At 48.5% G+C, this 14,098-nt stretch carries 10 protein-coding genes; 3 read left to right on the top strand and 7 right to left on the bottom strand.

What is annotated here, in order from left to right; translation table 11 throughout:
- Positions 1-77: 77 nt before the first annotated feature.
- Positions 78-1,121, top strand: a complete 1,044-nt coding sequence (locus AC0YNT_RS09725; protein WP_475804392.1) for a YeiH family protein — start codon at positions 78-80, stop codon at positions 1,119-1,121.
- Between the two features lies 1 nt (position 1,122).
- Here AC0YNT_RS09725 and AC0YNT_RS09720 read toward each other — a convergent pair whose 3' ends face one another.
- The 4 genes from AC0YNT_RS09720 to AC0YNT_RS09705 all read right to left on the bottom strand — a co-directional run bounded on the left by AC0YNT_RS09720 (position 1,123) and on the right by AC0YNT_RS09705 (position 6,905).
- Positions 1,123-3,090, bottom strand: coding sequence for a GTP-binding protein (locus AC0YNT_RS09720; protein WP_475804391.1), 1,968 nt, complete (start codon positions 3,088-3,090; stop codon positions 1,123-1,125).
- Positions 3,091-3,243: 153 nt separating this feature from the next.
- On the bottom strand, positions 3,244-5,487 hold the full coding sequence (locus AC0YNT_RS09715; RefSeq protein WP_475804555.1) for a bifunctional 2',3'-cyclic-nucleotide 2'-phosphodiesterase/3'-nucleotidase: 2,244 nt from the start codon (positions 5,485-5,487) through the stop codon (positions 3,244-3,246).
- Between the two features lie 271 nt (positions 5,488-5,758).
- Positions 5,759-6,505: a type I methionyl aminopeptidase gene (map, locus tag AC0YNT_RS09710; protein WP_167281092.1), complete on the bottom strand. Its 747-nt coding sequence runs from the start codon at positions 6,503-6,505 to the stop codon at positions 5,759-5,761.
- A gap of 169 nt (positions 6,506-6,674) precedes the next feature.
- On the bottom strand, positions 6,675-6,905 hold the full coding sequence (locus AC0YNT_RS09705; protein WP_167281093.1) for a hypothetical protein: 231 nt from the start codon (positions 6,903-6,905) through the stop codon (positions 6,675-6,677).
- Between the two features lie 207 nt (positions 6,906-7,112).
- On the opposite strand from AC0YNT_RS09705, the gene AC0YNT_RS09700 reads away from it, so the two are divergent.
- Entirely contained in the window at positions 7,113-7,616 is a 504-nt protein-coding gene (locus AC0YNT_RS09700) for a hypothetical protein (RefSeq protein ID WP_441895795.1), read from the top strand.
- Here AC0YNT_RS09700 and AC0YNT_RS09695 read toward each other — a convergent pair.
- Positions 7,594-7,959, bottom strand: a complete 366-nt coding sequence (locus tag AC0YNT_RS09695) for a hypothetical protein (RefSeq protein ID WP_475804390.1) — start codon at positions 7,957-7,959, stop codon at positions 7,594-7,596. The genes AC0YNT_RS09700 and AC0YNT_RS09695 overlap by 23 nt on opposite strands.
- 148 nt (positions 7,960-8,107) lie before the next feature.
- Here AC0YNT_RS09695 and AC0YNT_RS09690 point away from each other — a divergent pair, with 148 nt between their 5' ends.
- A complete protein-coding gene (locus AC0YNT_RS09690) occupies positions 8,108-10,375 on the top strand; it encodes an ATP-binding protein (protein WP_475804389.1) in 2,268 nt (755 codons plus the stop codon).
- On the opposite strand, the gene AC0YNT_RS09685 is transcribed toward AC0YNT_RS09690, so the two are convergent.
- Together AC0YNT_RS09685 and AC0YNT_RS09680 are read right to left on the bottom strand one after the other, a co-directional pair.
- Positions 10,372-11,250: an ABC transporter ATP-binding protein gene (locus AC0YNT_RS09685; RefSeq protein WP_475804388.1), complete on the bottom strand. Its 879-nt coding sequence runs from the start codon at positions 11,248-11,250 to the stop codon at positions 10,372-10,374. The genes AC0YNT_RS09690 and AC0YNT_RS09685 overlap by 4 nt on opposite strands.
- 3 nt (positions 11,251-11,253) lie before the next feature.
- Complete coding sequence (locus tag AC0YNT_RS09680) at positions 11,254-14,097, bottom strand: ABC transporter permease (protein WP_475804387.1); 2,844 nt, start codon at positions 14,095-14,097, stop codon at positions 11,254-11,256.
- Position 14,098 lies beyond the last annotated feature (1 nt).

Genomic DNA, 14,098 nt, shown 5'->3' with positions numbered 1-14,098 from the left:
TATTTATTTTTCTTATTATAAGGAGTCAAGTAAGCTTAGCTCATCAGCAATCACAATAATCTTCGAGGTGATGACAAATGAGCACGCTAGTCCAATATATCCTCACTCCAAAAAATAAACGCCATACTCCTAAGCTCGAGTGGTTATGCGGCCTGATGTTCACCGTTGCCATCGCTTTCGCAGCCTATGAGCTGGCCCGGCTGCCCGGCCTTGATCATATCGGTCAGATGGCGATTGCTTTAGTAGGAACAGTCATTGCGCGCCAATTCTTCGGTTACCCAGAGCGATTTCGAGCGGGTATACAATTCGCTTCCAAACAACTGCTTCGTCTTGCGATAATATTATGTGGCCTTAAACTCAATTTCGGTACGTTGCTCCATCAAGGACCTATGCTTCTGCTGCAAGGAGCCGTAACGGTCGTGTTCGCCATCGGATGTACACTGCTGGTTGCCCGCAGACTAAAGGCAGATACCTCGCTGTCTCTCCTGCTGGGGATTGGTACCGGGATCTGCGGGGCAGCTGCTATTGCAGCTGTCTCGCCAATCTTGAAAGCAAAAGAAGAGGATACAGCCGCTGGAGCTGGACTGATTGCCTTATTGGGCACGATAGCTGCCATCGGATATACGATTCTCCTTCCTATACTGCCCCTCACAGATGCCCAATACGGCGTATGGAGCGGCCTAACTCTGCATGAGATTGCACATGTTCCGCTTGCGGCAAGTGCTGCTGGTCCAGATGCTATAGAGACAGGTCTCTTGGCAAAGCTTAGCCGCGTGCTGTTATTGGTTCCTGTAAGCTTTATCCTGCTCTTGATCATGAAGCGCCGAGGCCACATCACCTCCAGAACACCCGTTGCCTTCCCTTGGTTCCTTATCGGGTTTGTCCTAATGAGTGTATTCGGAAGCGTGACACCCGGCACAGCATTAGAGATACCAAACCATGTGATGGCGATACTCCAACAGGCTCCGGCCTTCCTGCTTGCGATGGCGATGGTAGGCCTTGGCCTTCACGTAGACCTCCGCACCTTGTTCACCAAAGCTCTGAGACCACTGGCCGCAATGGCTATCACAACGGTTCTGCTATCTGCCTTAACACTGCTTCTTATCCAGTATGTCTACTAAGTTATCCTTGCAGCGCCTTGCGTACGCTTAATATATATTTCGATTGGTCGAGCGGATTCACTCCGCGCCGCGTACGTTCTGCCGTTACATCCGGCGGACATTCCTCATAACCGGCGAAAAAGGTAGCGATCGTTCCCCGCCCCTTCGTCAACGAGTTCAGCTCCATTGGGTATTCAAGCGAAGTAGCCGCAGGCACACGTCCTTCAATAATCAGTCGGTCGCCCTGAAACGTTGGCGCATCAAATGTACCGCGCATCAAGACAAGATCATTCATGACGCGCCCGCCATTTTCTTCCGGCACGACAATCCGGAACTGCAGCACTGGTTCCAAAAGCTTCGTCCCCACCGAATCAAGTCCGTTCATTATCCCCATAGGCGTAGCCACGGCAAAATCCAGCGGATGTGTATGCCACACATGATGCTGACCCTCGATCAGCGTTACCTTCAGATCGACGACCTCCCAGCCCCTCAGCCCCTGCTGCAGCGCTTCTGGCACACGTCTAGCTACCTCATTCTGATATTGCGGGAGAAGTTCCTCTGAACGAACGAATGCTTCATATTGCAAGCCGCTTCCACGTTCCCCAGGCTCAATACGGAACCGTAATATCGCCCAGCAAGGCTTCGGCATTAAATACGCAACATAACCTTCCCCCGGCTGACTAGGCGTCTCTTTATAAATAACAGAAGGCTGTCCGAACTGAACTTGCAGACCATACCGGTTCTCCAGCACACTCGTCAGAATCTCAAGCTGAATCGGACCCATCACCTTCACATGCAGCTCCCGCTCCTCCTGCAGCCACTGTACATCCAGCAGTGGATCCTCATCGGACAGCTCTTGAAGAGCTCGAACCAAAGCCGGGTATTGCTGCTGATCCGCCCAATGGGCCTGCACAGTAAGCAGCGGCACAGCAAGCCGCACTTCCTCCGGCACAGCATCAGGAACACCGATAATATCGCCAATCCGTACATGGGACATCCCGCATACAGCCGCAATATCTCCTGCTTCCAGCACGCCAAGATCCTCCGAGCGGCTGCCTTCGACCTTGCGGATTTGTGTAACCTTTTCCTCCATATTCTGCGTATAGTTCCTTATGACATCACGGTTGCGCATCGTTCCTTCATACAACCGGACATATGCCATTCTGCCCATCGTTTTATCCCGCTCGATCTTGAATACAATCCCTGATAACGAAGCACTCGCTTCACCTCCAGGCTCAGGCAAGTAATCGATGATGGCGTCCATCAGCTCGGTTACTCCAATCCCCTTACCCGAAGCGCCATATAACACGGGAAAAAGGCCCGCACGCTTCGTCATGTTAGCAGCATGGTTCTTCCAATCTTCCGTTTCGCCGCTGATATAACGCTGGAGCAGCTCTTCATCACGTTCCGCAACCGCTTCCACTAAAGCAGTTGAGGCTGCTTCATCCGCTTCCTGACCCCACGAATCCACGGAGCCCATGAATTGTTGCTCGTTACCAAGCGGCTGTTGTACCTCTATAAGATCCGGCGACAGATAGCTGCGAACATCACGCAGCACCAACTCACGGTCGGCCCCGATCCGGTCCATTTTATTGATATAAATAATCGTTGGAATACGGAGCTTGTGCAGCGCGCTCCAGATCATCTCTGTCTGTGCCTGCACGCCTTCAACCGCTGAAATAATAAGCACGGCACCATCCATAACACGCAGCGAACGCTCTACCTCTGACAAAAAATCGACATGCCCAGGCGTATCTACCAGATTAATATCCGTATCCCGCCATACAAAAGACGTCGTTGCCGCACGTACAGAAATACCGCGCTCCCTCTCGACATCCAGCCAATCCGTAAGCGTCGTCCCTGCATCTACACTGCCCAGCGCACGTGTTCTACCACTCGCAAACAGCATATGCTCCGTTGTTGTTGTTTTCCCTGCATCCACATGCGCGAAGATACCTACATTACGCCGTTTGGCGCCGCCCTTGCCCATCTTGGTTCTCCTATTCTTGCGGCCGTTATCCGGCAGCCTGTTCTTACGACTAGCGTAAACCCAGCTGGGAAAAGCGTCAATCCTAACAAAAAAACAGTCCAAGCAAAAAGGATGACTCCTGATCATGTCAGAAGTCATCCTTTTGCCTAGCCTTTATTTACTTGCTGGAATTAGAATCTTTTGACCGACGTAAATCCGATTTGGATTTTTCAGCTTGTTATATTTCGCAAGCTTCTGCCAAGTCGTGCCGTATTTGTTCGCGATTGCCCATAGAGTATCGCCCTTCTTCACGATGTAGGCAATATCTGCTGGTGCCTCCGGCTTTGGTTCCGGCTTAGGATCTGGCTTCACTGGTGGTTTTGGATCTGGCTTCACCGGTGGTTTTGGATCTGGCTTCGCTGGCGGTTCCGGTTCGGTCGTCGCTGGTGCGGCAAAGTTCAGTTTAAACTCTGCATAACCATCTGCCGTAGTCCCTACATAAGCAAGCGACTTGACGGCTTCCGCTGCACTCTTCGCGTCTGGCGATGTCTTGTAGGATACATTCACCTTATCGTTGATTGGCGCAAGCGACCAGTTGCCATCAGCTGCAGGGTCGATCGTCTTGAACGAACGAATGTAGTCGATGATGACCTGGCGGTTCTCATCTGGAGAAGCCAGTATGATTCGTTTGCCGTCCGGATTCGCAAATTTGCTTGATGATGCACGATAGTTGTTCGATGCAACAACAAACTTTTGAGCGGGGTCAATTGGTTTCCCTGCGAATTTCAGGTTTACGATCCGGCTGGAGCCCGCATTCAGCACATCACCGGTACCTGTGTATTTGGCAGGCTTCGATACATCAATTTGATACGTTACACCATCGATAACGTCAAAGTTATACGTTGGGAAGTCATAGTTGATCAGTTCCTGTTTCTCCGTGCCTGTCGGGTCAATCGTGTTAAACTGTCCTGCCGACCACTCCAGCCATTCCTTCAGCTCTGCACCCGTTACGAGCACGGCATTAACCGTATTCGAATACAGGTAAAGATCGGCTACGTTCTTAATGGCAACGCTGCCTGTAGGAATGTTTGTGTAGTAGCCTGGACCTTGTCTTCCGCCCGCCTTGAATGGTGCACCTGCCGACAAGACTGGAATACCTTCATAGTCGGTGCCTTGCAGCTGCTGCTCCACATACCATTTCTGCGCATTCGTCACAATTTGAATGGACGGGTCATCCTGCACCAGCGCGAAGAAGCTGTTGATTGGTGCTGTTGTGGTCCCTACCGGACCTCGCACATAATCAAGCGTATGCTGATGATCTTCCGCTACCGCATCCAGTACTTCTTGATCTGCATCCACAAGCGGCTTTTTATTCACGGTGTCATAGATTGGTTTTACAGCCGTCTTCGAATTCGCCACGGACCATTTGCCATCAGTCAACTGCAGGGTCAGATCAATAATCCCGAGGTTATTGCCCCAGAAGCCTGGCTCCACTGCTGGCACTCCGTTAATAGTACCCTTCTCCAGATCAACGCCTGACTTACCCTCAAATGATTTGTCCGGGAATATCTTATGGGCATGTCCGAACAGGATGGCATTAATATCTTTCACTTTGCTCAAATAGAGCACCGAGTTCTCCATCATCTCCGTCTGAGCAATATCCTCAAAGCCGGAATGCGGGATGGCGACAATAATGTCGGCTCCTTTTGCCTTCATCTCCGGCACATATTTCTCGGCCGTCCTCACGATATCTTTTGTAATAACCTTACCTTCAAGCTTCGCTTTGTCCCACTGCAGGATCTGCGGCGGTACGAAGCCAATTACCCCTACCTTCAGCTTATGGACCGCGCCGCTTTCGTCCTTCACTTCTTTGTCGAGAATAAGATAAGGAGTAAATAAGTTCTTATCGTTGGTTTCATCTTTATCGCCGTCATCGACATACACATTGGCATTTACATAAGGAAAATCAGCACCGGCGAGCGAGTTTTTCAAAAAGTCGAGTCCATAGTTAAACTCATGGTTCCCGATATTGCCCGCATCATAATCCAGCAGATTAAGCGCCTTGTAGACCGGATGGGTCTCCCCTTGCTGCAGCGGATCTACCGTCGCAACATAGTCACCCAGCGGATTGCCTTGAATCAAGTCACCATTGTCGAATAAGAGGCTGTTCGCCGCTTCTTCCCGCGCCTGCTTAATCAGCGTTGCTGTCTTGGCAAAACCGTACTCATCCGTAGGCTTGTCCGCGAAATAATCATAGTTGACGATGTTCACATGCAGGTCTGTCGTCTCCAATATCCGAAGCTGCACCGTTGCCCCTTCTCCTGAGGCAGACGCAATCGCAGAAAAAGGCATAACGGTTAATCCAGCCGTTACCACTGTTGCAAGTGTTCGTTTCCATGTTTTCTTTCTTAATTTCAACAAACAAAATCCTCCCTCTCTATCCCTATTTGTCGATACTCACCTTACATAGTTATGTAACGATTGGAAGAAGGCGGCATCATTTTCCTCATTTTAGGGGAAGAATTCTGAATTGTCACGCAATAGTTTTGTAAATTTATTACTGATTATGTAAGGTTTTCTTTCGTTCAGAGGGGGTATTGAACAGATGTAAAATAAAACACGAAAAAAGGGATTTCCGCATGGGCAGTGTGAACCGTCCAGACGAATATCCCCTTTTTCAACTTTACTCTTATTGTTCCGTCAAAATGATCGGACCATTCGCTGTTATCGCAATGGTATGCTCATACTGCGCAGACAGCTTGCCATCTCTCGTGCGTGCAGTCCAGCCGTCCGAATCGATCTTCATTTGGTAGGTGCCTACATTAAGCATAGGCTCGATGGTGAATACCATACCTTCCTTGATACGCGGGCCTTTACTTGGCGGGCCGTAATGCGGCACCTGCGGATCCTCATGCATTTCCTGGCCAATACCATGACCGATAAAGTCACGGACAACCGAGAAGCCTTCCGCTTCGGCATAAGCCTGAATCGCATGGGATACATCGCCGATTCGGTTACCGGCAACCGCTTGCTCGATACCCTTGTACATGGATTCTTTCGTTACCCGCAGCAGACGATCCGCTTCTTCCGAGACATTACCAACAGCATACGACCATGCGGAATCCGCAAGCCAGCCGTTCAAGTTAACGACCATATCAATCGTTACGATGTCCCCATCCTTCAGCTTCTCTTTCTTCGGGAACCCGTGGCAGATCACATCATTTATCGATGCACAGGTTGCGAATTGATAACCCTTATACCCTTTTTGCTCAGGTGTTGCCCCGTATTGCTTCATAAGCTTCTCAGCAAATTGATCAATCTCATGGGTCGTAATGCCAGGTGCAATCAGCTTGGCAATTTGTCTATGGATTTCGGCTAGAATTTTGCCGGCTTCATGCATGCGGTTAATTTCCGCCTCAGTTTTAATTATAATCATGTATGCTTCTCCCTCTTATGGTTGTAATAATGAGCATACCAAAGCGACAAGCTTACATGCAAATACTATCTCTTCCTGCTAAAACGTATAAATCCTTAAAAATGAAATAATCCCCCTCGCAAGCGAAGGGGATCATCTAGTTAAAAGTTTATTTGTAAAATGACCGTAATCATTGTTCTTCTGCTTCGTCAGAGGATGCTTCTTCAGCATCAACCTCTTCTTCATCAGAAACAGCAGCTTCTTCCTCAGCTACCGCCGCTTCTTCTTCAGCCGCTTCAACTGCTTCTTCTTCAGCAGCTGCTACAACTTCTTCAGCAATTTCTTCAGCAGCTTCTTCTGCTGCTGCCACTTCTTCTACGGATTCTTCCGCAGCTTGAACTACTTCTTCTTCTTGGCTCATCTTGCTCACCTCCTATTAACTTATATCCTAATTGTAGCGCTTTCATAGAACTTAACAAGAGGTGTAAAATGTCGGAAATAGAGAGATTATGACTAAAACGACTTATTTTTTACAACACTGGACTTTAGTCGGGTTCCAGTTGTGACCTATAGAATGAGGACTTCTCAAAATCGCCATGATATGCTGTACCTAAAGGAGATGAGCGCAATGAATAAAAGGTCCATTTTTGGTCCTGTTTTAATTCTACTTGGTGCATACTTACTGTTGAATAAAGGAACCACCTTCGGTCCAGGCAATCTATTTGGGTACTTCTGGCCAAGCTTATTCGTTATCCCGCTGGGATTATTTTTCCACTGGCTGTATTTTTCTGTAACAGGTCGAAAAGGTATTGGTGTCCTGATCCCCGGCGGTATCCTGCTGGTTGCAGGCATAACTTCACAGATCGCCATGCTGTTTGATAACTGGGTGTACATGTGGCCAGGTTATATTATCGCGGTGGCAGCTGGTCTATTCGAGTTCTATTGGTTCGGCAATCGGAACAAATGGCTCCTAATTCCAATTAATATTCTTGTTGTCCTCGGTCTGCTTTTCTTCGCCGTATTCTCGCTTGGTTCGTTCCTCAATCATGTGGAGACATTCCGTCCATTCCTTGCAATTGCATTGATCATTCTTGGTGGTGCAGCACTGGTCATTCGCCGCAGAGAGCACTAAATAAGCAATAAAGGAGCAGCTTCATGGCGAAGCCTGCTCCTTTGTTATACCTGCCTTCCGGCAGCAGTGTATTGCCATCTGGACTATAGCGATACCGCTCGATTCGATCAGCTGTCCATCCCGCTTCGAACGACCCGCTGTCTTTGTTAAAAGCAATACTTTTAGCCCCGCCAACGGCTTCATTAAGATTCGTAAATTCGATGCGGCCTCCTTCCATTCTGTACACATCCATCGATATTCCGGGGCATGCCTCCATCGTCATTAATTCCTTGCTGCCATCCCCGTTCAGGTCGATGAGGTTCAATAACACCATGATTAACGAATACCACATATACGCTCGCATAACATAATCTTCCATTTTTTGAGTATTCAAGATAATGTCGATTCATTCGACACAATCCGCTATGTTCCTGCTTACCTAACTGCGATATACTAGATTCCGTATTAAAAAACTACTATAGCTGAGCAAAACTCTCAGGAGGAATACCGTTTTGTCTATCAAGACCAAGCTTGCATGGTTCATATCAATGACGGTTATCGTCATTTTAAGTTTAAATCTATCGATTTATTACTTCACGACCTCATCTCAGCTCAAGAAGGATGCTGAGCAGCAAATGATCGGCATTGCTAAGCAGATTGGCGAGACACTAGATTCCGCGCAGAAATCGAAGCAGCTTATTGAAGATTCCCTTGGAGATAAAATCCGAATTGCAGCCATAGAAGCACAAGCGAAGCTTGATCCCGACATTAATAAAATAAGTGCAGAACAGCTCGTACAATTGAGCCAGGAGCTTGGCGTTGATCACATCACGTTATGGGCGAAGGCAAAGGCGGGTAATGACATTACCGTACAGAAGTCGTCCAATCCCAAGGTTATTGGAGCAAGCTCGAAAGCGCTGGGATACTGGTATACCGCTTTTAGTCAGCTGTTTGATTTACGCCAGGTCATCATCTCTCAAGGTCAGAAGCTGAATCATTTCTGGTCACCTCCAATAACGATCATCCCGTCCGATCTTAATGATGTGAACAAGCTTGGCTTCTATTACGATGACAAGAGCAACTATATTATTAATCCGATTGTTCATGCTGGTGCTTTCTTTGATCTTGAGAACTTGAAGAGCAGCGATGCTATTGCGCAGCAAATTATCGAAGATGATCCGTCTATTCTGGAGCTCTCCGGTTTTGATCCTGCCTTTTATCATGACCCTCAGGTTATTGCCTTAAATGAAACGATTCCTCCGTTTAAACTAGATGACCAAAGCATCATATTCGGGTATTACAACTATGTAGACGAGCATGATTACACGAATCTCATGAAAGCTGATCAGACCGGAGAGATTATCACAATCAAGTCAAAGATTCATGATCATAAGGTAATGAAAAGCTTTATCCCGATGTCCGGCGCCAGCAAGTCCGTTATCGTCGTGAACTTTGATTATGACGCTATAAGTAAGCCGCTGTTCCATCAGCTTCTGATCCAGGCATTAATCTCACTTGGATTAATCATTGTAACCCTTGCTGCCAGCTCATTTGTTGCAGGATTTATGATACGAACGCTGCAGCTCATTCTCAACCGGGTGAATGACATTTCGCGGGGTAATTTCGGAGAACAAATTCCGATTGAAGGCAATAATGAATTTGGTAAACTCGCCTCGCAGGTCAATGCAATGAGTCATAATTTGCATAACTATCAGACGCAGCTCACTGCAACAGCCAAGGAGCTCCGCCATACGAAGCAATATCTGGAATCTTTCGTCAATAACACCTCTGATGCTATTCATGTGGTGGACCTTGAAGGCAGAACCATAGATAGCAATAAAGCTTTCGAGTCTATGTTCGGTTGGACGCAAGAGGAGGCCTTTGGTCAAAAACTGGAGATGTTCACACCAGAGCTTCTACTGGATCTGATAGAAAAAGGCAACATGATCTTGAATGGGGGACAAGTTACAGATTACGAAATCGTACTGTATGATAAGTGTTTCTTACCTGTTGAAGTCAGTATAACGTTGTCAGGTATCCGTGATGAACAAGGCCAAATCATTGCCTATGCATCCATTATCCGTGATATTGCCGAGCGCAAACGGACCGAAGAGTATTTGCGACGTTCCGAGAAGCTGTCGGTTGTTGGGCAGCTTGCAGCGGGCGTAGCCCACGAGGTCCGCAACCCGCTTACTACACTGCGCGGCTTCGTTCAACTGCTTCAGAAGGACGGTAAGCTGGACAAGTCTTACTTGAATATTATGCTCTCTGAGCTCGACCGCATTAACCTGATTGTCAGTGAGTTTCTCGTCTTTGCAAAGCCGCAGGCCGATCGTTATAAGGAAGTTGATCTGTACTCTATTATGAATGAGATCGTCGTACTGCTCGATTCGGAAGCGAATATTCATAACATTCAAATGAAGACCTGCCTGGAACCTGGCGTTCCTCCGCTGAGATGCGAATCCAATCAGCTTAAGCAGGTGCTCGTCAATGTGATGAAGAACGGTATGGAAGCGATGCCTGACGGAGGAGAATTATCCCTCGAGCTGGTCCGTGAAACGGAAAATATGATCCTCATTCGGATAACCGATCAAGGAATTGGGATTCCTGAGGATGATCTGGCCCGTCTCGGCGAGCCTTTCTTCACAAGAAAAGCCGAGGGCAATGGCCTCGGCTTGATGATTAGTCAACAAATTATTCAGCATCATAAAGGAAACATTCAGTACAGCAGTAAGCTTGGCTCAGGGACTTGTGTTGAAATTCGTATCCCGCTTCATTAGCCTTCTTCAGGAGGAGACAGCATAATTCTGCCGTTCTCGATCTCCACCCTCGCTTTACGATGATCCTTAAACCCGGCCGCTTCCAAATAGCCTGCAGGCACTTGGAGGCGGCCTGCTTTGTCTAATACCGCATATTCCACATGGGATTCCTTCTCGCTCTCGCCTTCCGTCAGCTCTGCCAGCTCCTCCAAATAGGATTTGCGGCGCAGCATCTCGGAAGAGATCTTGCCATCCCGAATAGATACGACTCGATCAACCTTGCGGGCGAGTTCCGGGTCATGCGTTACGATTACGACCGTAAGGCCAAGCTCCTGGTTCAGCTTACGGAACAACTCCAATATTTGAGCGGCCATCTTCGTATCAACCGAACCGGTTGGTTCGTCGGCAAGCAGTAAGCGTGGATGATTAGCCAGTGCAATAGCAATAGCTACCCGCTGCTGCTCTCCTCCGGACAGCTGCTGCAGCTTATGATGAGCGCGGTAGGAGAGACCCACCGCCTCCAGCAGTTCCCGCGCCCGCTGCTGCTTGCGGCGGCCGTTCAGCAGAATCGGCAGCTCCACATTTTGCTGAGCCGTAAGATAAGGAATTAGGTTCCGGGCGTTATTTTGCCAGACGAAGCCTACACTCTCCCTTTTGTACCTAACAAAGTCCTTCTCCTTAAACTTCATCAGATCCTTGCCATCCACATACAGGCTGCCTGCTGTCGGGCGGTCGAGCCCGCCCAGCATATTAAGCAGGGTGGATTTACCGCTCCCGCTGTTGCCGATAATCGCCATCAGCTCACCAGCCTCCACATGGAGGTCAAGCCCTTGCAGCGCGAATACTTCCAGCTCGTTTGCCTTGTAGATTTTGACCAATCCTTCGCATTGTATCAACGGTTAATCCTCCCCCAGCTTAATCGCCTGATGAATTTTGAGACGCGAGAGCATATAGCCAAGAATAATGAGCCCGATTAGAATGGTCGATCCTACAAAGATATAAATGCGAATCGAATCGATTGGATCCACCATGACGCGGAACGGCGGCACCAGCTTCTGTGCATCAAAGGCATTCTGGAATAAAGGAACAAACAGCCGGCTCGTCGTAAGCCCCGTCACCAGACCGATCACAATCGCTGCTCCGGATGTAAGAGCCTGCTCAACAGTAAGCATCCCGATTAATTGACGAAGCGATAAACCCATCGCCCGCATAATGCCGTTCTGCAGCATTCTGCCACGAAGAATTAGCGTCCAGTAGAGCAGGAAGCCCGCAAAGCTAATCACAAGCGAAATAATAAAACCAAGGGTTAATGTCCCGTTGACGGCCATCAGGAACGGATCCGACTTCGCGGTATTCAGCTCGCTCCTTGTATCTTTGATATCTACTATTCCTAGATTCTTATCTTCAATATCCCGGTACAGTGAATTGATGCTCGCACCTGGCTTCATCTTCAACCACACCTGATAAGGCTCCAGAGACAGATAGGTCTGAATTTGTAAGCGGCTGGCCACAATAAGCTTCGGCGCTGGTGCCTCGGCATCCCGAGGGTTCGGATTAAAGCCAGGGAAATAATCAACAATGCCATAAACAACAAATGGCTGCATGTCGATATTTTCCCACCCGACCCAGATCGTATCTCCGGGCTTCAGTTCCTCCTGATCTGCCAGCGTCTTCGAGATCAGCACCGCATTCTGCGCGGCTGCCATTAAGTTCAAATAATCATAATACGGATAATCGAGCAGGTCATCACGGAACCAGGACGTCTCTCCGAATTCATCGGAGTCGATCCCCATGAGCTTCACCTCGCCGGAACCTTTTTCCGTGCTGTATGAGGCATCATTACGAATATATACCTTTGCCGTACTCTCTACACCTGCCAGCTTGGTGTATGGATCAAACGGCGGCTCTGAGTAATGAATGACAGGAGCAGTGAGCGTTACACCTGCACCTTGCTGCGGTGCTCCTCCTGGTACCTCCGGCGGCTTATCGTTCGGCCAATTGGCCTGAAGCACGACGTCCGCACCATTCGCATAACGAATACGGTCATCCGCATTATGGTTAATCGTACGAGCGGCACTCGCGCTGAACATCCCCGTTGCAATCGTCATCATCAGGAACACCATTAAGAACTGGTAGCCTGCGCTCGAGCGTCCAACTTGAATAAGTGTCGCGTACATGGAAGGCGGCCACCATTTGCGTCCGATCCAGTAGACTAGTCTTAAGAAATAAGGATAAACACGCAGAAGCAGCATACCCGCACCAAGAATAAATAAAGCGGGTACCGCAAATTGCAAAGGATCAATATGCAGCGCATCATTATCAAGCCCAAGGGTCTGCAGCGTCTTCATCCGTTCACGGAATACCCGTAGGCCGTACAAAGAAACAGCAAGGGCAATAACATCAAGGAACAGCTTATGCCAAAACGGCGTCTGCTGCATTCTAGCCATTTGCTGCTTATGTCCAACAATCGTTGTTCTTGTCGCAAAGATAACCGGTACAAGCATAACGATCAGGGCAATAACTGCTGCAGCTGCTGCATAGAGATATACTTCACTATTCAGATGGACGCGGACCCCGGAACGTTGAACGAAGGACATGAATCCATTCGAGGAACCAAGCACCTTCGTCAAGAACAACCCAAGCGGAGGTCCCGCAGCAACAGCTATCGCGCCAAGAAGAACATATTCCACCAAATAGGAGAGCATGATCTGCCAACGGGCAGCTCCGCGGCTCCGCAGAACAGCGATCTCATTCTTTTGCCGATTCGTGATTAGGTTCGATACCATAAAGACATACAAGCCAAGCATAGCCAGTACTGGCACGTTAAGTGACCACATCAGAATGCGCAAATTTTCCGAGCTCTTGAAGTATCGCTCAATGACATCCACATACTGCGCTTCAAGCGTGTAATGATAGCTTGTTTTCACTTGTGCCTTCAGCAGCGCAGCAGCCTGTAAATACTGATCAATATTGTTAAGCTCAAAGTCCTCATACTTCGGCACGAGATGCCAGGCATTCGAATTCACTAGAAGGCGATGTGTCTGAATAAACTCCTTCTGAAGCACGTCGCTGTTCAGCACGAGGGAGTTGGTAAACGACCCCAAATCCGGCGATAGGAAGAAGAGATCATCATCTTCCTTCTTCGTGATGACACCAACCGGCTTCACGCGTACAGCGGTTTTATTCAGATCTTCAAAAACAAACGTGGAATCCAGTACGGTATGCAGGTTGTTTAATCCTTTTTCCGTAACAAGCACCTCATAGACCCCATCCACCGGCTCGTTTGCCGGCATCCGTCCGTCAATCAGCTTAATATGCTCCTCCAGCCCATTCACGGCAACCAGACTGGTCCGGTACACTTTCTTCTTCTCATCCGGCGGAGGTGGAAGCTCTGAACTTAGATCAAAAGAGGAAGTCGTCATATCCATTGTTTTCTCTAGCAGGGCAACCGGATAGAGCGGAAGTACTTTATTATTCATAAACCGCTCATTCGTCTGCATCTGCCTGATACGCTGCTCTGCATTATTGACCCCGATATAAGTAAATCTCATATTCATCGTGCCCGGGTAGGAGCTTAGCTTCGAGTTTTCCAGCTCCTTCACCAGCATACGGGACAGAATGGCTTCGGTATAAGTCGGAATGCTGGAGACCAAGCCAACCGTAATGACAAGTCCGATCAGCAAGCTGAGCTCCAGCCATTTGTTTTGCGTCATTTTACGCACAATCATGGACAATAAAGCCACG

Source organism: Paenibacillus sp. J22R56, assembly GCF_056269375.1.
This window is presented reverse-complemented; position numbering and strand designations above follow the sequence as displayed.

Excerpts from the sequence above, each read along its gene's own strand:
- AC0YNT_RS09695 (WP_475804390.1), bottom strand. The coding sequence starts at position 7,959 with ATGCGAGCGTATATGTGGTATTCGTTAATCATGGTGTTATTGAACCTC.
- AC0YNT_RS09725 (WP_475804392.1), top strand. The coding sequence starts at position 78 with ATGAGCACGCTAGTCCAATATATCCTCACTCCAAAAAATAAACGCCAT.
- AC0YNT_RS09700 (WP_441895795.1), top strand. The coding sequence starts at position 7,113 with ATGAATAAAAGGTCCATTTTTGGTCCTGTTTTAATTCTACTTGGTGCA.
- map (WP_167281092.1), bottom strand. The coding sequence starts at position 6,505 with ATGATTATAATTAAAACTGAGGCGGAAATTAACCGCATGCATGAAGCC.
- AC0YNT_RS09720 (WP_475804391.1), bottom strand. The coding sequence starts at position 3,090 with ATGGGCAAGGGCGGCGCCAAACGGCGTAATGTAGGTATCTTCGCGCAT.
- AC0YNT_RS09705 (WP_167281093.1), bottom strand. The coding sequence starts at position 6,905 with ATGAGCCAAGAAGAAGAAGTAGTTCAAGCTGCGGAAGAATCCGTAGAA.